The following is a 20,487-nucleotide window of genomic DNA, read 5'->3' as shown; positions in this document are numbered from 1 at the left end:
GAAAAGTACTTCTGTACGAAAAAAGCAATGGCTTCTGCACCGGGCAGGAAGCCATTGCGTCTTCAATTTCGTGTTATTTCGTCGTAATGACCACGCGCCGATTAGGCTCCTCGCCCTTGCTGTATGTCTTAATCTGCGAGTGATTTTGCAATTTCGCATGAATGACTTTGCGTTCGAGTGGCGGCATTGGCTCCAGCACAACTTCTTTGCCGGTGCGAATAGCCTGTCCAGCCAAACGTTCAGCCAGATCCTCCAGCGTCTTGCGTCGACGTTGACGGAAATTCTCTGCATCGAGTACGATGCGAACGAAACTTTCCGAATAACGATTTGCTACAATGTTCGTTAAATATTGAAGGGCATCCAGCGTCTGTCCACGTCTGCCAATAATCATGCCCAGGTCTTCACCGGCAATATTGAAGATATGTCCATCCCGCTGTTTTTTGATATGCACCTCAACATCCAGTCCCATACCTGCTGCCACTTCTTTTAAGAAAGCAGCCGCTTCCTCATAGGGATTTTTAGCAGCCACACCCTCAAGGGTTGCTTCAACCTGAGGTATATGTGCGGCCGGCTTGATCGGCTGTGAAACAGGTTCAGGCACAGGCAGAAGTTTCACTTCCACTTTAGCGGCCTTAACCCCGATCAAACCCAGGAATCCTTTTGACGGCTGCTCTAACACTTGTATCTCGACCTTGTCCCGGCTCACGCCAAGCTCAGCCAATCCTTGGTTTACAGCATCTTCAACGGTTTTTCCTGACGCAATGACTTTGGTCATTTCGATTTTTTGGCCCCTTTCGAACCTTTTCCAGAGACAGTTGCCTTGCCACCGTTTTTGCGTTTAGCTCCATTTCCATTTTTGGAAGAGCTGGTCTGCTTCACGTTGACCTCAGCCACGACTTTATCATTATTCCGGTAAAGGAAATAGTTTTGCACGATCGTGTAGATGTTACTGTAGAACCAGTACAGTGGCAATGCAGCCGGGAACTGATACGACATAACGAAGATCAATATCGGGTACACCCACAGCATGAATTGCATCGGTCCAACCTGCTGTGCAGGGTTCATGCGCATCATCATCCATGTTTGAACGAATGTAGTGATGGCAGCAAGCACTGGCAAAATAAACAGGTGATCCGGCGCTCCGAGTTGAAGCCACAAGAAATCATGTGTTCTCAGACTCGAGTTTCCGTAAATGGAGTTATAAAGTGCGATGTAAATCGGCATCTGAATCAGAAGTGGTAGACAACCCGCCATCGGATTAACTTTGTTCTCCTGAAACAACTTCATGGTTTCTTGCTGTACTTTCTCAGGTGTATCTTTATACTTGGCTTGAATTTCTTTCAACTGCGGCTGAATAGCTTGCATCGCCTTCGAGCTGCGAACCTGCTTCATTGTCAGCGGCAAGATTAACGTCCGTACAATTAACACCATCACAAGGACGGCCAGTCCATATTCACCGTTAAACCAGTTGGCAAATGTGTCTAGCGCCAGTGAGAACCAATAAATAACATTGGCTTGCCAAAAAGAATCACTATTCTTCAGATCTTCCGTAGTAACCCCGGCTCCTTGTGGAGTACATCCGGCGAGTACAGTGACCATTGCAATGACTGCAATGAGGAGAATCCACTTCCCCTTTGATGTCTTCAATCGCGACACTTCATAACCCCTCTCTTAACCATTCCATTCCACCGTAAATCATACCATAATTAGGAGGACAAATAAACCGAAGCTTACCGCTTGCCCGACTTCAAAAGAGAGCCCTTGCGCAACGCATGCAGCAGGCTTTTTTCCATATCCTTATAGGACATGTCCAATGCACCTTTTCTGACGATAAAGATCAGATCCATCTGCGTGACAATCTCTTTCTCATGATGACGTACAATTTCCTTAATCATGCGTCTCATCCGGTTGCGTACGACAGCGTTTCCGATTTTCTTGCTGCAGGACACACCCACTCGGAATTGTTCTGTATCTTTACGACGACAGCCATACACCACAAACTGATGATTGGCAAACGATTTCCCATACCGGTATACACGGCTAAAGTCCGCCCGGTTTCGTAAACGCAGTCTTTTATACACGGCGCTTCTCCTTGCTGTTTTCCACCAACATTATTTGACGAATGCCTCATTACTGATTTAGTATAGGCTTTCTTGAATAACGATAAACCGTCTTGGCGGCAACTTCATTATATAAGGAACGTTTTCGAAAAAACGGACATCTCATTCTCATTCGTTGAACATATAGGTGCAATTATGCTTTTGCCCAGCCGATTCAGACCTGACCTATACCAGCATCCAGTCTGAAAAGACCTATTTTAAGAAAAAAAAGACCACCTCGGTGGTCTTCACATGCATTAAGCACTCAGGACTTTACGGCCTTTAAGGCGACGTGCAGCCAGAACTTTACGTCCGTTGCTCGTGCTCATTCTTTTCCGGAAACCATGAACTTTTTTACGTTTGCTAACGTTCGGTTTGAATGTAGGTCTCAATGTATTGCACCTCCTCACAAGGAAATACTTATGTGATGAATCACTTTCATCTTCACAGAAAACACCTTTATACATTTAACCATGAACACCTGGAAAAGTCAACTGCGAGCCTCCTGCCTCCTTTCTCCTTTTAATGCCTATTCCACCCTGCCTGAACGGCCATGGATGCTTACCCCTGTTAACAACCTTTCTAAAGCACCATTTAGAAGTTCCAGAAGTTATCCCCAAGTCCCGATTCATACACCAAAAATCAGCTTTTACGGTTATCCACACCCCTCGAACCCCTTAATTCTATCTTTTAATACCACTTCAAGTTATTCACATGTGGATAAAGAATATTTAACGTTGATATACGGTTTCATTGCCTCTGCTTTCGGTTAATATTCCTACGTTTCTGAAGAACTTTAGTGGGGCATCTATCCATTAGATGAACCATATGTTTTAGCTTTTGAAATGACATACTTTAAATTTAATGTATCCGCTTTATTCTTATGGTTTACAAGTTTTCGAGAAAGGTGTAGGATAAAAAAAACACATCTTGTATACAAGTATACTTATGGAAAGTGCAGCATAGATCCTAACTCATTTAAAGGAAGACAATACTTCCTCTAGCTCTTTGAAAATCTATTGAAACCGTATGACGCTCCTAATTTCAGCACATGCATAAGAGCATAATGCCATTCCTTCTCGTTATAAGGATTAGTTTAAAATGATCAATCGGCAAAATAGTTGTGCTATGATCAGTATTGAACTGATTACTTATAATAGGAGCGTAGCCATTATGCTGTTTCCTTCATCCTGGCTTCAGGGAGCTTCCCGTGGGGAAGCCATCGCCTGCGAATTAAGACTGCGGATCATTAGCGGAGCCCTTCGTCCTGGCGAAGTTTTGTCAGAAAATCGGATTGCCGCTGATTTTGACAGCAGTCGATCACCTGTACGTGAAGCGTTAAGAACTTTGTCGAATGAAGGGCTCATTCGGCTGGAGCGTATGGGTGTCGTTGTCATTGGATTAAAAATTAAAGATGTCGAGGAATTGTACGATGTGCGTTTCCTGATTGAAAGTTTTGTGCAGCAGCGGCTTGCGGGGGATGTCCCAGAACAATTGATTACCCAGTTAAGCAATGTGATCGACAAAATGGACTTGGCTGGACGCCATCAAGATGCGGTTGAATTCGCATATCAGGATCTCACTTTTCACGAGACTATTATCGAAGCCGCCCAGCATTCGCGAATTTTACATCTATGGAAAAGCATTCGTTATGTTGTCATGACGGTCATGCTGCTCACCACCCGCAGGGTCTTTATTCAGGGCGAGCAGAAAGTAAGCGCTGTAATTGGTAAACATCGTTTGCTGATTGAGGCGCTTGAATCAGGTGATAAGACACGCATCCAAGCTGGAGTCCGCACGTATTTTCAGGATTCAGGCAAGACGCTGCACGAAAGCTTTGATTCCTAATGCCATGCTGATGAAAATTATATCCACTTCATGGCATAGCTGTGCAGGGGGTCCGCAATCATATCCGTTGTGAATGATTGCCCCCTAACTTGTCGACAAGTATACAAAGTGCGATTTGTTTCAATTTTTTGGGGCATATTAAAGGGGACTTAAACAAATTTAACCTCCCCGGCTAGATGAATCGTAAGGATACTTCCCTTCGCCTGATCATGGATCGGTTGTAAGCGTTATATATCATAAAAAAGGAGCATACCTCATGAGCACTCTTTTTGGGTTATCCCACAATGCAACATTATTAGTCTGGACATTAATTGCGATTGTCTTCCTGATCGTGTTGATCTCCAAATATAAATGGAATCCTTTCATTACCCTTTTAATATCTGCATTAATGCTTGGTTTACTTACAGGCATGAAACCCGCGGATGTCATTTCCTCCATTACGGGAGGACTTGGTGGCACACTTGGAACGATCGCCATTGTTATTGGTTTGGGCACCATGCTAGGTAAAATGATGGCTGAATCCGGCGGAGCCGAGCGTATTGCTACCACACTGGTGGATCGTTTCGGTGTGAAGCGTGTGCACTGGGCGATGATGATTGTTGGTTTTATCGTCGGTATCCCTGTATTTTTTGAAGTCGGCGTTATTTTGCTGATTCCGATCATTTTCACCGTTGCACGTAAAACCAATATGTCGCTGCTGCAGATCGGTATTCCGATTTTGGCAGGTCTCTCTACTGTACATGGTCTCGTTCCACCTCACCCGGCTCCCATGATTGCCATCGAAGCGTTCAGCGCCGATTTGGGTAAAACGATCTTGTACTCCCTTATTGTAGGTATCCCGACTGCTATTATCGCTGGACCTCTGTTTGGTAAATTTATCGGTAAAAGAATACATACCGAACCGCCTGCAGAGCTGGCTGAACAATTCGCAACGAAAAAAAGTAACAACTTGCCCGGTTTCGGCATAACCCTGTTTACCATCTTGCTGCCGGTCATTTTGATGCTTATTGGCTCCATCGCCAATATCGTAGACCCAGACGCTACAAGCGGATTTACCGTTTTCTGTGAATTTATTGGCCATGAAATTATAGCCCTGCTGATCTCCGTTGTGTTCGCCCTCTTTTCGCTCGGTTTCTCACGTGGGTTCAACAAACATGACATCTCCCGCTTCACCAGTGAATGTCTGGCGCCTACGGCGACCATCATTCTCATCATTGGCGGTGGCGGTGCATTCAAACAGGTGTTGATCAATAGTGGTGTAGGTAATGCCATTGCTGAGGTCGCCACACATGCCAATATTAATGTGATCCTGTTCGCCTGGCTTGTAGCCGCACTCATTCGGGTTGCTACCGGTTCAGCAACTGTGGCCATGACGACAGCAGCTGGTATTGTAGCTCCGGTCCTTGCACTAACGCCTGGTGCCAATATTGAACTTGTCGTACTCGCTACTGGTGCAGGTTCACTTGTACTATCTCATGTGAACGACGCAGGCTTCTGGATGATCAAAGAATTCTTCAATATGAGTGTCTCGCAGACGCTGAAGACGTGGACCGTTATGGAAACACTATTATCTGTTGTTGGACTGATCTTTATTTTGCTGCTGAGTACAGTCGTATAAATTGAATACCTATATAGAAGAAGAAAATAAATTCACACCATTAGAGTTTTAATTTTACGGGTTTTATAGAAAGAAGGTTTATGCAAAATGAACAACTATATGATTGGGATGGATATCGGTACAACCAGTACCAAATCCGTACTCTTTACGGAACAGGGTGAAGTTATAAGCACGTCGACTCAGGAATATCCTTTATACACCCCAGCTCCGGATGTCGCTGAGCAGGATCCGGAACAAATTGTGCAAGCTGCCCTTCGCTCCGTACGCGGCGTGATGGATCAAAGCGGCGTAGCTGCGGAACAAATTATGTTCGTATCCTGCAGCTCTGCCATGCACAGTGTCATTGCGATGGGACAAGATGGTATGCCCCTCACCCGCTGCATCACTTGGGCTGACAACCGGAGTGCTGCCTGGGCTGCCAAACTGCAAGAGAACGGACAAGGCCATCGTATCTATTTGCGAACAGGTACACCGATTCACCCCATGTCGCCACTGACCAAATTAATGTGGCTCCGCCATGACGAACCTGAACTTTTTCAACGCACGGCCAAATTTATCTCTATTAAAGAGTATTTGTTCTTCCGTCTGTTCGGTCAATATGTCGTAGATCACTCCATCGCCTCCTGTACTGGCCTGCTCAATCTGGAACGACTGGATTGGGATGCTGAAGCCCTTGAGGTTGCAGGCATTACAGCTGACCATCTATCGCAGCTCGTCCCGACCACACATATTATAGAGGGAATGGATCGCACATGGGCTGAAAAAATGGCTCTCTCCCCCTCTACTCCCTTCGTCATCGGTGCAAGTGACGGGGTATTGTCCAATCTGGGCGTAAACGCCATTGAACCTGGCGTTGTTGCAGCTACGATCGGCACCAGCGGCGCGATTCGCACCGTCGTTGACCGTCCGGTTACCGATCCAAAAGGTAGAACGTTCTGTTACGCCCTCACCGAGAATCTTTGGGTTATCGGCGGACCTGTGAATAACGGTGGCATGCTGTTCCGCTGGGTACGGGACGAATTCGCTGCCTCGGAAGTCGAAACAGCCAAACGGCTCGGCATCAATTCCTATGATGTACTCACTAAGATTGCGGAACGCGTCAGCCCCGGTTCGGAAGGACTTCTATTCCATCCGTACCTTTCAGGGGAACGCGCCCCTTTATGGAATCCGGACGCCCGGGGTTCCTTCTTTGGTTTGACCCTTCACCACCAGAAAGAGCATATGATTCGTTCCGTTTTGGAAGGGGTTATTTTCAACCTTTATACGGTACTGCTGGCCATGGAAGAACAGATCGGACAACCTACCTCCATTCAGGCAACGGGTGGTTTCGCTCGTTCCCCACTCTGGCGTCAGATGATGTCCGATATATTCAACCAGGAAGTCATTGTGCCCGAGAGCTTCGAAAGTTCCTGTCTGGGGGCCGTCGTGCTCGGTCTTTATGCTACAGGGCGAATTAAGTCGCTTCATGCCGTTTCATCGATGGTTGGTACAACGCACAAGCATACCCCTATCAAAGAACATGCATCAATCTACCAGGAGCTGCTTCCCATCTTCATTCGCATTTCGCGAAAATTGGAAGAAGAATATGCAGATATCGCGGAATTCCAGCGTAAATTTTCTGGACATATCGAGTAAATCATCACTATATAACCACCAAAAAGAGGTTGTTCTCTTTGACCACCATTCCGGTCTTCAAGAACAACCTCTTTTTGGCATAAACCAATTTGCTGCAATGGAGTCACATTCCATCTCTTCTATTTGTACGCCATATCCATCCTACCTCTTTTAGGAATAAATGCGACATTCATCTCATATAAATCAGTAAACACTGCTTCCGTTCAACAGCCCTCTCCTTGATCTCCTCTACCTTTGATTTTGTCATTTCCTCAATGCCTCTCTTCGAAAAAGGAAAACGGGCATGAAGAGTCACTCTCCTGTAAATCCCCAAAACGGTAATTTTCAGTTTACGGTTATCCACAGAGAGGTTATTCACAAACAGAGAATACTTTTACACACAATTCAGCATCATTTGACGAATAACCTGTGTATAAAATAATTTAGGTTTTTGGGTCTTCTTGTCGAAAGTTAAACAATTTATAAACAATATATTGTGTTGTGATTAAAAATTATACACAAGTTATTGAATTTGTGGATAAAATCACGTGATACATTGAAATGCCGGGCTTCTTTTGCTATGATTGTATTACTTTTGGATGTGAATATGTGATCTGACCCATAATATTATCAACAGCCTGTGGATAAAGTTGTGAACAATTTTCCGTTGTTCATTCTTTTTTTGTTTTCGACCTGCGGGGGTTTGGGGATAAATTCAACAATATATCTCGTATTTCGACACTGCATCATGGCTTAAGCCACACTTGGAACATGTAAAAGGAGTGACAGTCTGTGGACAGCCATACTTCTGATTTATGGCAGCAAATTTTATCAATCATACAAAACAAGCTCAGCAAACCCAGCTTTGACACTTGGTTCAAAGCAACCAAAGCGACCAAGCTGAATGATCGTTCGATCGTCATATCCGCACCAACCACGTTTGCCGTCGAATGGCTGGAGAGCCGTTACACCAAACTGGTCGGATCGACGGTATATGAGCTGCTTGGCAAACAGGTCGATGTGAAATTTGTCATCGAGGAGAACAAGCCTGCTGAACCGGACCCTCAACTGCCAGCGCCAACGCCTACAGTTGTTCAGGAAGAAGCGGTACTCAGCATGCTGAATCCGAAATATACATTCGATACATTTGTCATTGGGCCGGGCAACCGTTTTGCCCACGCCGCATCGCTGGCGGTCGCTGAAGCGCCCGCCAAAGCATACAATCCTCTGTTTCTCTATGGAGGGGTAGGTCTCGGCAAAACTCACTTGATGCATGCGATTGGACATTACGTTCTGGAGCATGATCCGGGCAGCAAAGTTGTTTATTTGTCATCTGAGAAATTCACGAACGAATTCATTAACTCGATCCGTGATAACCGCGGGGAGAGCTTCCGTAACAAATACCGTAGTGTCGACATTCTGCTCATTGATGATATTCAGTTTTTGGCTGGAAAAGAATCGACGCAAGAGGAATTTTTCCATACGTTTAATGCGCTGCATGAGGAACGGAAACAGATCATCATCTCCAGCGACAGACCGCCGAAGGAAATTCCGACCCTGGAAGAACGGCTTCGTTCCCGTTTTGAATGGGGGTTAATTACGGATATCCAGCCTCCAGATCTGGAGACACGGATTGCTATTTTGCGTAAAAAAGCTCGTGCGGAAAACCTGGATATTCCGAATGAGGCGATGATGTACATCGCCAACCAGATTGATACCAATATTCGTGAACTGGAAGGGGCACTGATTCGGGTTGTTGCCTATTCTTCGCTGACTAATCAAGATGTAACCACTCATCTAGCAGCTGAAGCACTGAAGGATATTATTCCTTCCAGTCGTCCAAAAATGATCACTATTCACGACATCCAACAAAAGGTCGGCGAGTATTACAGCCTTAAGCTTGAAGATTTCAAAGCACGGAAACGGACCAAGGCCGTTGCGTTCCCAAGACAGATTGCTATGTATCTCTCTCGTGAACTTACAGACTTTTCTCTGCCCAAAATCGGTGAAGCATTTGGAGGGCGAGATCATACCACCGTCATCCATGCGCACGAAAAGATCTCCCAGGCGATTAAAGTCGATCAGGATCTCTATAAAGTTATTAACAACTTAACCGAAAAAATTAAGAATCCAACCTGAATAAGTCCCAAGCCTGTGCACAACGTATACACATGTGGATAGGCTTGGGCTTATGGGTTTATACCCACTTATCCACATATTCAGTGCCCCTATTACTATTATTACTATAAAGATCTAAAAGATATCATCTCCAAATAAGCGATTTCGAAGCTTAGCCTTCGGCCTTTGAAAAAACACCTTTCAACACCCAAACACCCAAAAAATCAGCTAGGAGTGAAACCATGAAAATCAGCATAATGAAAAACTATTTAAACGATTCCATACAGCAAGTATCCAAAGCGATCTCGAGCCGTACGACGATTCCAATTCTGAGCGGTATCAAATTCGATGTTAATCATCAAGGTGTGACGTTGACAGCAAGCGACACCGATATTTCAATTCAATCCTTCATCCCGCTTGAAGATGGTGATAAAAGTGTTGTTCAGGTAGATCAACCCGGCAGTGTAGTTTTGCCAGCCAAGTTTTTCGTGGAGATCATCAAAAAGCTGCCTTCCCAAGAAGTGCACATGGAGGTAAAAGAAAACTTCAACACCTTTATCTCCGCAGGAGCTACCGAAATCCAACTGGTTGGTCTTGATCCGGAAGAATTCCCAGTATTGCCAAGCATCGAAGAAAACCAAACCGTCTCCATTCCAGGAGATTTGCTCAAAAATATGATCAAACAAACCGTATTCTCCATTTCCACACATGAAACTACGCCGATTCTGACAGGTGTACTCTGGAGTTTGGGTGACAATGAACTGAAATTTGTGGCAACTGACCGTCACCGTCTTGCTACTCGTTCAGCAATGCTGGATAATGCAGAAGGTGTGCGATTCAACAATGTCGTGATCTCGGGTAAAACGCTGAACGAACTCAGCAAAATTGTGCCGGATCAAAATACACTTGTGGATATCGTTGTCGCTGATAATCAAGTCCTGTTCAAAATCGACCGTGTTCTGTTCTATTCGCGCATTTTGGACGGAACTTATCCGGATACTTCTAGAATTATTCCGACTTCGTACAAAACAGAACTCGTTTTGGATACAAAAAAATTAAGCGAATCTATCGACCGGGCTTATTTGCTGTCGCGTGAAGAAAAAACAAACATTGTGCGGATGCAAACGATGGAATCCGGATCAATCGAAATTTCTTCAAGCTCTTCCGAGCTGGGAAAAGTAAGAGAAGAGATCGAACCTGCCGAATTTAACGGCGAACCGCTGAAAATCTCGTTCAACTCCAAATATATGCTGGATGTGCTAAAAGTGGTGGAGAGTGAGCAGCTGATGATCGCTTTTACTGGTGTCATGAGCCCGATCATCCTGAAACCGCTGGACGACAGTCACAGCTTGTACGTCATATTGCCTTACCGGACGACCAACTAACGAGAGGAAGATCATAGTGAACCAAGTAGCGATTCGTACGGAATATATTAAGCTTGATCAATTTTTGAAACTGGCCGATTGCATCCCAACCGGAGGTATGGCCAAAGCACTGCTTCAGGACGGACTTGTACGTGTGAATAAAGAACCTGAGGAACGCCGGGGACGCAAGTTATACCCTGGGGATATCGTTGAGGTGGACGGAGAAGGTTCGTTCGAAGTTGTCGCACAATAAGAAGACCAGTTAGATCCTGCTGCCTCCTGACGGACGGGATAAAAGGGAGGTTACCGCGTGTTTGTAAACAGCATAGATCTGCAGCAATTCCGCAATTATGAACATCTGAGACTGGATTCTTTTGGTCCTGTAAATCTTTTGATTGGGCAAAATGCCCAAGGCAAGACCAACCTCGCAGAAGCCATTTTTGTGCTTGCACTCACCAAGAGCCACCGTACATCCCGCGACAAGGAACTGATCCGTTTCGGTGAAGAACGTGCCAGGCTTGCAGCAGAGGTCGACAAAAAGTACGGATCGGTCAAGCTCGAGCTTTCTTTGTCGCAACAAGGCAAAAAAGCAAAGATTAACGGACTGGAACAGCGCAAGCTGAGTGATTTTGTCGGAGCGCTTAATGTGGTGATGTTTGCACCGGAAGATCTTGAGATTGTCAAAGGCACACCGGGGATACGCCGCCGGTTTCTTGACATGGAGATTGGTCAGGTGGCTCCAGGCTACCTGTATCATCTGCAGCAATATCAAAAAGTGCTCGTCCAGCGTAACAATCTGCTCAAGCAATTATGGGGGCAGAACGCTTCAGCCCAGACCATGCTTGAGGTATGGAATGAGCAACTGGTGGAGCATGGTGTTAAAATCGTCAAAAAAAGGAAACAATTCATAAAGAAACTGCAAAAGTGGGCTGAAACGATTCATCAGGGCATCACCGGAGGTGGAGAAGTCCTGCGCCTGGCCTACCTTCCTTCCTTCAGTGAAGCCGCTGAGGAAGATGAAGCTGTCTTAATGGACCAATTTATGATAAAATTATCACAAATGAAAGAGCAGGAGATTCGCCGAGGCACAACCCTTAGTGGGCCGCATCGGGATGACCTGTCCTTTTTCATTAACGATCGGGAAGTACAAACGTATGGCTCGCAGGGGCAGCAGCGCACAACGGCGTTGTCCCTTAAACTTGCGGAAATTGAACTGATTCATGAAGAAATCGGAGAATATCCGGTCCTGCTGCTGGACGATGTACTGTCTGAACTGGATCCGTTTCGTCAGACGCAGCTGATCGAAACGTTCCAGAGCAAGGTGCAGACCTTTATTACGGCTACCGGCATCGAGAGTCTGAACGTTGACAAACTCAAAGATGCCAGTATTTATCACGTTCATGCCGGACAGGTTGAACGCTAAGGAGTGAGGGCTTATGTACATTCATCTGGGCGGTGAGAAGATTATCCGTTCTTCCGAATTGGTTGCTATTTTTGATATATCGATTGAAAAATCCTCAAAAATCTCCAAGCAGTATGTCACGCATGCCGAGCAGGAAAAAACAGTGGAGCATATTGGTGAAGAGGAAGCCAAGTCCATTGTAGTGACTAAAAACATTGTGTACTACTCGCCTATTTCCTCAGCTACGCTCAAGAAGCGAGCTCACATTTTTCCTGATCTCTAGCCTATCGGCGGTACGAGTTATTGTACCTTTTGCTGCTTGTCTTTATTTAGATTGCTTACTGGAATTAAGGGCATATGTTCATTTCAGCATGCATTCTTAGTTAACGCATATTTACGATATTGAATCTATAGAAGTAGGTGAAAGGCATGTCTATGAATCAACCGTCATATGGTGCAGATGAAATTCAGGTACTTGAAGGGCTGGAAGCCGTACGTAAACGACCGGGGATGTATATTGGTTCCACCAGTGCCAAAGGTCTGCATCATCTCGTTTGGGAAGTAGTGGACAACAGTATTGACGAAGCACTCGCAGGTTATTGTGATCATATCGAAGTTACTATTCATGAAGATAACAGCGTCACTGTAGTCGATAACGGGCGGGGGATCCCTGTCGGCGAACATGCCAAAATGAAACGTCCTGCGCTTGAGGTTGTAATGACTGTTCTGCATGCGGGCGGTAAATTTGGCGGTGGCGGGTACAAAGTATCCGGTGGTCTACATGGGGTAGGTGTATCTGTTGTCAATGCTCTATCAGCGAAAGTTGTTGTTACAGTTAAGGTTGACGGCCATGTGTATCAACAGGAATACCGTCGCGGTGCTCCCCAGTATGATCTGAAAACGATCGGTACCACGGAGGAAACGGGAACAACGGTTACGTTCCATCCGGATCCGGAGATTTTCACGGAAACAACTGTTTATGACTATGAAACTTTGCTGACTCGTATTCGTGAGCTCGCGTTCCTGAACAAGGGAATTGGCATGACCTTAACCGATGAACGTACAGGTGTAACCAACTCTTTCCTGTATGAGGGCGGTATTATCGAGTATGTCTCCTTCCTGAACCAGAAGCGCGAAGCGTTGCACGAAAACCCGATTTATGTGGAGGGATCAAGAGACAACATTCAGGTGGAAGTTGCGTTGCAATACAATGACAGCTACACCGAGAATATTTATTCTTTTGCCAACAACATCAACACACATGAGGGCGGAACGCACGAATCCGGCTTCAAGAGTGCCCTTACCCGGATTATAAATGATTATGCACGTAAAGCGGGCGTAATCAAAGACAGCACAGGCAACCTGTCCGGGGATGATGTACGTGAAGGTCTGACAGCGATCATCTCGGTCAAGATCCCTGATCCGCAATTTGAGGGACAGACCAAGACCAAGCTGGGTAACAGTGAAGTGCGAGGAATTGTCGAATCCCTGTTTGCTGAGAAGCTGCAGGAATTCCTGGAAGAGAATCCTTCCGTATCCCGTCGCATTTTGGAAAAAGGTCTTCAAGCAGCCCGTGCACGTGAAGCAGCTCGTAAAGCTCGTGAACTGACACGTCGTAAAGGTGCACTCGAAGTCAGCTCTTTGCCAGGTAAATTGGCCGACTGTTCATCCAAGGATGCTTCAATCAGCGAATTGTACATCGTCGAAGGTGACTCCGCCGGTGGATCAGCGAAGCAAGGACGAGATCGTCATTTCCAAGCGATTTTGCCACTGCGTGGTAAGATCCTGAACGTGGAAAAAGCACGTCTTGACCGGATTTTGGGTAATGCGGAGATCAGAGCAATCATTACTGCAATGGGTACGGGTATTGGTGATGACTTCGATATTGCCAAAGCTCGTTATCACAAAATCATTCTGATGACGGATGCCGACGTCGATGGCGCCCATATTCGGACATTGCTTCTGACATTCCTCTATCGCTATATGCGCAAAATCATTGAGGCCGGTTATGTATACATTGCCCAACCGCCATTGTTCAAGATTGAGCGCAATAAAGTAATTCGTTATGCGGGCTCCGAGAAGGAACGCGATGAAATTATTGCAACGCTCGGCGAAAATGCGAAGTTCAATGTCCAGCGTTATAAAGGTCTGGGTGAGATGAATGCCGGACAATTGTGGGAAACGACGATGGACCCTGAGAGCCGGACCATGCTTCAAGTATCGATTAACGATGCGATGCTGGCCGATGCCATGTTCGACACCCTGATGGGAGATAATGTTGAACCTCGTCGTGACTTTATTCAGGAAAATGCAAAATACGTGAAAAACCTCGACATCTAACGATATTCGAAGAGGCGCCTGCGAGGGCGCCTCTTTTACATTATGGGGTTATAGCATAGAGATTTTAGATTGGACTCTGGTGTGCCTGTTATCGGTGTGTGCGGCTTTTGGCAGAGGAGGCCTGGGCTTTGAGGGAGGTACGAGATGTTTTCCCTTTTTTGGAGGGTAATCTGCCATACGCTCTCGCATAACGCTTAATCTTTCGGTACGTTTCCTTATCAGGCAATAGGCCAAAAGCATAGATACCTGGCAATGTGTTGACTTCAATAATCCATGGCCGTCCATCTTCATCCAGTGCGATATCGATACCAATCTCTTTGAGTCTTGGAAATGACCTCTGTAACTGTACCGCCGTATGAATGCCTAAACGATATAGCTCACTGCGTAGTTGCTGGAACCGATCCTGATCAAAATGAGGGCGTACCAACTCATTAAAGGTGGCCAATCGTCCGCCGCCATGAATGTTGGTAATGATCTTGCCCGGTGCAGCAATTCTTCCCAGGATACCTGTCGTTTCCCAGTTGCGTTGTAGATTCTTCTGGGTCAGTACCCGCAGGTCGAAAGGTAATCCATCATGTTTCATCAGCGGAATACCTTGCTGAATGATGTATTCGCGATTCTGGATACGTTCAGTGAGCGCCAGATCCAGCTCATCGAGGGAATGAAAATGTTTTTCCTCCGTCCCATATCGAAGTTCATACGTTGTCAGAGGGACTTCAACAGAGATCTCGGCACCGACTTCAGCTTCAGATGGGGGGAGCGGATCAACAGCGTTTTCCGATGTGTTTGCATCGGTAATCGGGTGTGGTTTTATGCGGATGGTTTTTACCCGCATGACGCCATTGCCGTAAGTTCCCCGATCCGGTTTGATATAGTTTGACTCGAATAATTCAGTCATCCGTTCCAGGGTCTGGCGATTATATTGTCGTGTTACTGGTATATATTCATTCACATTACGGCTGCGTTGTAACACAGCTGTCTTGGTCCATTTGCTGGAGACACGCTGGATGCCCAAGAGCCATCAGTCCTTTCGTGTTTTAATGGGGTTTACAAGAGTGGCAGACGCAGAGAAATCAAAGGACAAGAGATGATTTCAGTGGTATAATAGAGAAATATGGCGTTTTGTGCGGTTTTGTTGCACAGATGTAGTTTGATCGTAGAACGGGAACGGTCTAAGCCTGAATATACACAGTACATTTGCCGCTTTTTCTAGCATTGTATGTGCAAATGGGGAGGAAGGCAGGGCGAACCCCCAGACTCTCTGAAGTTCCCGGAAGAAAGGCTATTGCCCAGCGGACGTTTAATTGTTTACCTTTTGTGAAAGTAATATAATAAAGAGTAGCGTCCTTGTGCGGTTTTAGCCTTGTTAGGCTTTTCACATACAATTAATTTTTGAAAGACTGAATGGAATGTTTGTTGAAGGACAAGAAGGAGGTCCAGCATGGCGGAAGAAATGAACTCGCAGATTAAAGATCGGGATATTGGCGTCGAGATGCGTGAATCGTTTATGGATTATGCGATGAGCATTATTGTGAGCCGTGCCTTACCTGACGTGCGTGACGGATTGAAGCCGGTTCACCGGCGTATTCTGTACGCAATGTCCGAGCTAGGCATGACACCCGATAAACCACATAAAAAATCAGCCAGAATCGTCGGCGAAGTTATCGGTAAGTATCACCCACACGGTGACTCTGCCGTATACGAAACGATGGTACGGATGGCACAGGACTTCTCCCTGCGCTACATGCACGTAGATGGACATGGCAACTTTGGATCGGTGGATGGCGATATGGCAGCAGCCATGCGTTATACGGAAGCCCGGTTGTCCAAGATTGCTATGGAAATGCTCAGAGACATCAACAAGGATACGATTGACTTCCAGCCGAACTATGACGGTGAAGAAAGTGAACCTATCGTTCTGCCAGCTCGTTTCCCTAACTTGCTTGTCAATGGTGTCGGCGGGATTGCGGTAGGTATGGCGACCAACATTCCTCCCCATAACCTGGGAGAGGTCATTGACGGCGTACAGGCTATGATCAAAAATCCAGACATCACTTCGATGGAATTGATGGATTATATTCACGGGCCAGACTTCCCAACTTCCGGTTATATTTTGGGACGCTCCGGAATTCGCCAGGCGTATCAAACCGGACGTGGTTCAGTAACGATGCGGGCCAAAACCAACATCGAAGAAAACAATAACAAAGCACGGATTATCGTTACGGAACTTCCTTATCAGGTGAACAAGGCAAGACTCGTTGAGAAAATTGCTGAGTTGGTACGTGATAAAAAGATTGATGGTATTACGGATCTCCGTGATGAATCTGACCGTAACGGTATGCGGATTGTGATTGAGCTTCGCAGAGACGTGAACCCCGGTGTAGTGCTGAACAACCTGTACAAGCATACAGCGATGCAATCCACATTCGGGATTAACATGCTCGCGATTGTAAATAAAGAACCTAAGATTCTGAATCTGCGCGAAGTGTTGTATCACTACTTGCAGCATCAGATTGAGGTTATACGCAGACGTACACAGTTCGAGCTGAAAAAAGCCGAAGCACGCGCACACATTCTGGAAGGCTTGCGTATCGCGCTGGATCATATCGACGAAATCATTGCGTTGATTCGTTCATCCAGCAATACAGATGCAGCCAGAGAAGGTCTGATCGAGCGTTTCTCGCTCAGTCATGATCAGGCTCAAGCTATTCTCGATATGCGTCTGCAACGCCTCACAGGTCTGGAACGCGAGCGCATCGAAAATGAGTATAACGAACTGATGGTCAAAATTAATGAATATCGTGAAATTTTGGCCAACGAGCATCTGGTGCTCGAAATTATCAGCACGGAGCTGCAAGAAATCCGTGATCGCTTCAGCGATGATCGTCGTACCGAAATCACTGTAGGTGAAGAGAGCATTCTGGACGAGGATCTGATTCCGCGCGAAGAGGTTATCATCACCATTACCCATACAGGCTATGTGAAACGTCTGCCGGTATCCACATACCGCAGTCAAAAGCGTGGCGGACGTGGGGTTGTGGGAATGGACACCAAAGATACCGACTTTGTTGAGCATCTGTTTGTGACCAACTCTCACAATTACCTCATGTTCTTTACTGACAAAGGTAAAGTGTACCGTCTCAAAGCTTATGAGATTCCAGAACTTGGACGTACAGCACGAGGAACGCCGATTATCAACCTGATTCAGATCGAGCAGGGTGAATCGGTCAATGCCGTGATTCCCGTTCAGGAATTCGAAAGTGACAAGTATCTGTTCTTTGCTACCCGTCAAGGGGTTGTGAAGAAGACACCACTTGAGGATTACACGAATATTCGCAAAGGCGGTCTGATCGGGATTTCCCTACGTGATGATGATGCTCTTATTGATGTTAAGCTGACAGATGGACAGCAAGAGATCATTATGGGTACAGCTCACGGGATGTCCATCCGTTTCTCGGAAGGAAATGTCCGTTCCATGGGACGGAGTGCAACCGGGGTTAAAGGGATCACACTGGATGAGCAGGATGTCGTAATCGGTATGGACGTAGTTGATCAGGAACTGGATGTTCTGATTGTTACAGCCAAAGGATACGGTAAACGTACGCCTGTCAGCGATTATCGGATGCAAACTCGTGGCGGTAAAGGGATTAAAACCATTAACGTCACAGATAAGAACGGTGCGGTAGTCAGCCTGAAAATGGTTAAGACAGAAGAAGATCTGATGATTATCACTTCCAGCGGTACGTTAATTCGGATGAGCATGGAAGGCATATCCACCATGGGTCGATACACGCAAGGCGTGAAGCTGATTCATATTCGGGATGAAGATGCCGTAGCTACCGTCAGCCGAATTGACAAGAATGAGGAAGAACCAGAAGACGAAGAATTGCTTGAAGGTGCAGAAGCTGCTGATTCTGAAGGTCTAGAGTCAACTCTTGATGAGGGTGCGGTTTCCGATGCTGAAGTTGAGGGCGATGATTCAGGTTCGGAAGTATAGAATTAATTTTCTATAACGAAAATCATTTCATGATTTCAATGAAATTGGAGGGCTCCCATATGGGGGCCCTTTGTTATTTTCACGGCTCCAGGACCATTCTCCTCGAAATCTGGGATGTACAGCCTGATTTTTGAGTAATATAATGGGAATTAACGTGAAAAACCGGGACTATGGTCTTGATATCATTATAGAAGAACGATGAGTGAGGGGAATAAACATGGGATTAATTACCCTGTCTGAAGTCAAACCAGGACTGAAACTGGGAAATGACGTGCAAACGCTTCGTGGTAATGTGCTGTTTCAGAAGGGCAAAGTCATTTTGCCTAAGGATGTGGAAGTACTCAGAGCCTTTATGATTCATCAAGTGGACATCGAGCAAGAGAGAGCAGGGACAAGCAGTTCGGGTTCTAAGGCTTCATCGGCCTCTTCAGTCCATGCAGCTAATGAGAAGAACGGAGAACGGGCAGGGAAAGGCAGCAGCGCAGTCTCAGCACCCGCAGTACCGTCTCTGCATGAAGAGTATGAAAAGATGGTGGGACTGACCAAAAATGCTTTCCTATCCTCCTTGGCGGCTGAATTACCTGTATATGAGTTGCGTACACAGTTGGAAGCTTTGTTTGTTCATCTTAAACAGTATAATGTGCTTACCTTCAGTCCACGAGTGATGCAGGAACATGATTATGTGTATCATCATGCCGTCTTGAGTGCCATTACGTCTTATCAGTTGGCCCAGTGGATTGATCTTCCGTCCAAAGACTGGATGCAGGTAGCTTTTGCAGGATTGTTCCATGATATTGGTAATAACAAAGTAGATCCACAGATTCTCCATAAACCCTCTACTTTAACTGCGTCAGAGCAGGCTGAGATCCGACAGCATACGAAATATGGCTACCAGGTACTGAAACAGGCGAAGGCCATCAATGAGGGAGCTAGACTTGCAGCATTGCAGCATCATGAAAAAGTGGATGGGTCGGGTTACCCGCTGCAGCTCAGCGGCACGCAGATTCATATCTATGCCAAAATTGTAGCTATCGCTGATATCTTCCACGCTATGACTCTGGAAAAGATCTATCGTAAGGCACAGTCACCGTACCTGGTACTTGAACAAATTCAGAGTGAGGCTTTTGGCAAATTGGATCCTGCGATCGTGAATGTATTCGTTCAGCGTTCCACACAGATCCATAATGGTATTCGAGTGAAGCTCAGCAATAATCAAATTGGTGAGATCGTATTCTCAGATCGGGATCATCCTACACGGCCGATGGTATCGGTAGAAGGAACAATCATCAATCTGATGCAGCAAAGGCAGCTACATATCCAGGAAGTCATTGGCTAGCTGAATCTTCAGTTCATATATAAGAATAGAGCCTTTCCAATATGGAGAGGCTCTTTTTATTGAACTTAATGTAGAGTATGAGAATAGTAAGTATAGGTGGAGAGATATTCTTTAGAGAAGCCTTAGACAGTGTAATGTATAGATGATCAGCCGAATATGGGAGACATATTAGAGGGAGTAGTAGACAGAAATAACTTTATTCAAATTAATGCTTGCATTCTAAATCTGTACATGGTATATTCTAATTCCGGCCAAGAAAACACGAGAAACACGGTGCGGCAAGCAAATGAAATAAGCTTCGAAAGAAACTTTAAAAAAAGCTTGCAAAGTTGGTTCGGATGTGATAAGATATAAAAGTTGCTGAGGTGAACAACACACGGCAATGAAACAAGTTTGATCTTTGAAAACTGAACAACGAGTGAGTAAACATTCTGCTTGCAGAGTGAACGCGAAAGTTTGAGACAAGCCTTGGCTTGGATCGACTGGAGCATAAAATGAGATTTTTAATCTCGTCAGTTTCAAAATGAGCTTATCGCTCTTTTCAATACTTTATTGGAGAGTTTGATCCTGGCTCAGGACGAACGCTGGCGGCATGCCTAATACATGCAAGTCGAGCGGACTTGATGAGAAGCTTGCTTCTCGGATGGTTAGCGGCGGACGGGTGAGTAACACGTAGGCAACCTGCCCTCAAGCTTGGGACAACTACCGGAAACGGTAGCTAATACCGAATAGTTGTTTTCTTCTCCTGAAG

16 protein-coding genes and 1 rRNA gene are annotated in these 20,487 nt (G+C 45.8%); 12 read left to right on the top strand and 5 right to left on the bottom strand.

Going from position 1 to position 20,487, the window contains the following annotated elements; genetic code table 11:
- Positions 1 to 73: 73 nt before the first annotated feature.
- The 4 genes from jag to rpmH form a co-directional block, all read right to left on the bottom strand.
- Entirely contained in the window at positions 74 to 775 is a 702-nt protein-coding gene (gene jag / locus BMY78_RS18990) for an RNA-binding cell elongation regulator Jag/EloR (protein ID WP_090902655.1), read from the bottom strand.
- Positions 772 to 1,656 (bottom strand): YidC/Oxa1 family membrane protein insertase, encoded by an 885-nt coding sequence (locus BMY78_RS18985; RefSeq protein ID WP_090902654.1) that lies wholly within the window; start codon positions 1,654 to 1,656, stop codon positions 772 to 774. The genes jag and BMY78_RS18985 overlap by 4 nt, the downstream gene beginning before the upstream one ends.
- Positions 1,657 to 1,730: 74 nt before the next feature.
- Positions 1,731 to 2,081 carry a ribonuclease P protein component gene (gene rnpA, locus BMY78_RS18980; protein ID WP_090902652.1) on the bottom strand — a complete coding sequence of 117 codons (351 nt, stop codon included), beginning with the start codon at positions 2,079 to 2,081 and terminating at the stop codon, positions 1,731 to 1,733.
- A 275-nt stretch (positions 2,082 to 2,356) separates the two neighbouring features.
- Positions 2,357 to 2,491: a 50S ribosomal protein L34 gene (gene rpmH / locus BMY78_RS18975; protein ID WP_024629517.1), complete on the bottom strand. Its 135-nt coding sequence runs from the start codon at positions 2,489 to 2,491 to the stop codon at positions 2,357 to 2,359.
- Positions 2,492 to 3,272: 781 nt separating this feature from the next.
- Between rpmH and BMY78_RS18970 the strand changes: the two genes are divergently transcribed.
- The 9 genes from BMY78_RS18970 (at position 3,273) to gyrB (ending at position 14,403) form a co-directional block, all read left to right on the top strand.
- Entirely contained in the window at positions 3,273 to 3,947 is a 675-nt protein-coding gene (locus BMY78_RS18970; RefSeq protein ID WP_090902650.1) for a GntR family transcriptional regulator, read from the top strand.
- A gap of 256 nt (positions 3,948 to 4,203) precedes the next feature.
- Entirely contained in the window at positions 4,204 to 5,565 is a 1,362-nt protein-coding gene (locus BMY78_RS18965) for a GntP family permease (RefSeq protein WP_090902648.1), read from the top strand.
- 87 nt (positions 5,566 to 5,652) lie between these two features.
- Complete coding sequence (gntK, locus tag BMY78_RS18960; protein ID WP_090902646.1) at positions 5,653 to 7,200, top strand: gluconokinase; 1,548 nt, start codon at positions 5,653 to 5,655, stop codon at positions 7,198 to 7,200.
- Positions 7,201 to 7,971: 771 nt separating this feature from the next.
- Positions 7,972 to 9,318 (top strand): chromosomal replication initiator protein DnaA, encoded by a 1,347-nt coding sequence (gene dnaA, locus BMY78_RS18955; RefSeq protein ID WP_024629513.1) that lies wholly within the window; start codon positions 7,972 to 7,974, stop codon positions 9,316 to 9,318.
- Between the two features lie 221 nt (positions 9,319 to 9,539).
- A complete protein-coding gene (dnaN, locus tag BMY78_RS18950) occupies positions 9,540 to 10,682 on the top strand; it encodes a DNA polymerase III subunit beta (RefSeq protein WP_090902645.1) in 1,143 nt (380 codons plus the stop codon).
- A gap of 16 nt (positions 10,683 to 10,698) precedes the next feature.
- On the top strand, positions 10,699 to 10,914 hold the full coding sequence (gene yaaA, locus BMY78_RS18945; RefSeq protein WP_024629511.1) for a S4 domain-containing protein YaaA: 216 nt from the start codon (positions 10,699 to 10,701) through the stop codon (positions 10,912 to 10,914).
- A gap of 57 nt (positions 10,915 to 10,971) precedes the next feature.
- Positions 10,972 to 12,084 (top strand): DNA replication/repair protein RecF, encoded by a 1,113-nt coding sequence (recF, locus tag BMY78_RS18940; protein WP_090902643.1) that lies wholly within the window; start codon positions 10,972 to 10,974, stop codon positions 12,082 to 12,084.
- Between the two features lie 13 nt (positions 12,085 to 12,097).
- A complete protein-coding gene (gene remB, locus BMY78_RS18935; RefSeq protein ID WP_017691405.1) occupies positions 12,098 to 12,346 on the top strand; it encodes an extracellular matrix regulator RemB in 249 nt (82 codons plus the stop codon).
- 146 nt (positions 12,347 to 12,492) lie between these two features.
- Entirely contained in the window at positions 12,493 to 14,403 is a 1,911-nt protein-coding gene (gene gyrB, locus BMY78_RS18930) for a DNA topoisomerase (ATP-hydrolyzing) subunit B (protein WP_090902640.1), read from the top strand.
- An 88-nt stretch (positions 14,404 to 14,491) separates the two neighbouring features.
- Here gyrB and BMY78_RS18925 read toward each other — a convergent pair whose 3' ends face one another.
- A complete protein-coding gene (locus tag BMY78_RS18925; RefSeq protein WP_090902637.1) occupies positions 14,492 to 15,418 on the bottom strand; it encodes a YheC/YheD family protein in 927 nt (308 codons plus the stop codon).
- A gap of 426 nt (positions 15,419 to 15,844) precedes the next feature.
- Between BMY78_RS18925 and gyrA the strand changes: the two genes are divergently transcribed.
- From gyrA to BMY78_RS18910, 3 genes are all read left to right on the top strand, one after another.
- Positions 15,845 to 18,400 (top strand): DNA gyrase subunit A, encoded by a 2,556-nt coding sequence (gene gyrA, locus BMY78_RS18920; protein WP_090902634.1) that lies wholly within the window; start codon positions 15,845 to 15,847, stop codon positions 18,398 to 18,400.
- A 217-nt stretch (positions 18,401 to 18,617) separates the two neighbouring features.
- Positions 18,618 to 19,736 (top strand): HD-GYP domain-containing protein, encoded by a 1,119-nt coding sequence (locus BMY78_RS18915; RefSeq protein ID WP_090902632.1) that lies wholly within the window; start codon positions 18,618 to 18,620, stop codon positions 19,734 to 19,736.
- 549 nt (positions 19,737 to 20,285) lie between these two features.
- Positions 20,286 to 20,487 (top strand): 16S ribosomal RNA (locus BMY78_RS18910); the annotation flags it as partial.

It is taken from the genome of Paenibacillus sp. OK076 (assembly GCF_900110055.1).
Lineage (GTDB): Bacteria > Bacillota > Bacilli > Paenibacillales > Paenibacillaceae > Paenibacillus.
The sequence above is the reverse complement of the archived record's forward strand: the minus strand, read 5'-3'. Positions and strand labels throughout refer to the sequence as shown.

What these genes read in the sequence shown, in the direction of transcription:
- jag (WP_090902655.1), bottom strand. Translation starts at nt 775, where the DNA reads ATGACCAAAGTCATTGCGTCAGGAAAAACCGTTGAAGATGCTGTAAAC.
- BMY78_RS18970 (WP_090902650.1), top strand. Translation starts at nt 3,273, where the DNA reads ATGCTGTTTCCTTCATCCTGGCTTCAGGGAGCTTCCCGTGGGGAAGCC.
- BMY78_RS18965 (WP_090902648.1), top strand. Translation starts at nt 4,204, where the DNA reads ATGAGCACTCTTTTTGGGTTATCCCACAATGCAACATTATTAGTCTGG.
- gntK (WP_090902646.1), top strand. Translation starts at nt 5,653, where the DNA reads ATGAACAACTATATGATTGGGATGGATATCGGTACAACCAGTACCAAA.
- dnaN (WP_090902645.1), top strand. Translation starts at nt 9,540, where the DNA reads ATGAAAATCAGCATAATGAAAAACTATTTAAACGATTCCATACAGCAA.
- remB (WP_017691405.1), top strand. Translation starts at nt 12,098, where the DNA reads ATGTACATTCATCTGGGCGGTGAGAAGATTATCCGTTCTTCCGAATTG.
- gyrB (WP_090902640.1), top strand. Translation starts at nt 12,493, where the DNA reads ATGTCTATGAATCAACCGTCATATGGTGCAGATGAAATTCAGGTACTT.
- gyrA (WP_090902634.1), top strand. Translation starts at nt 15,845, where the DNA reads ATGGCGGAAGAAATGAACTCGCAGATTAAAGATCGGGATATTGGCGTC.
- BMY78_RS18915 (WP_090902632.1), top strand. Translation starts at nt 18,618, where the DNA reads ATGGGATTAATTACCCTGTCTGAAGTCAAACCAGGACTGAAACTGGGA.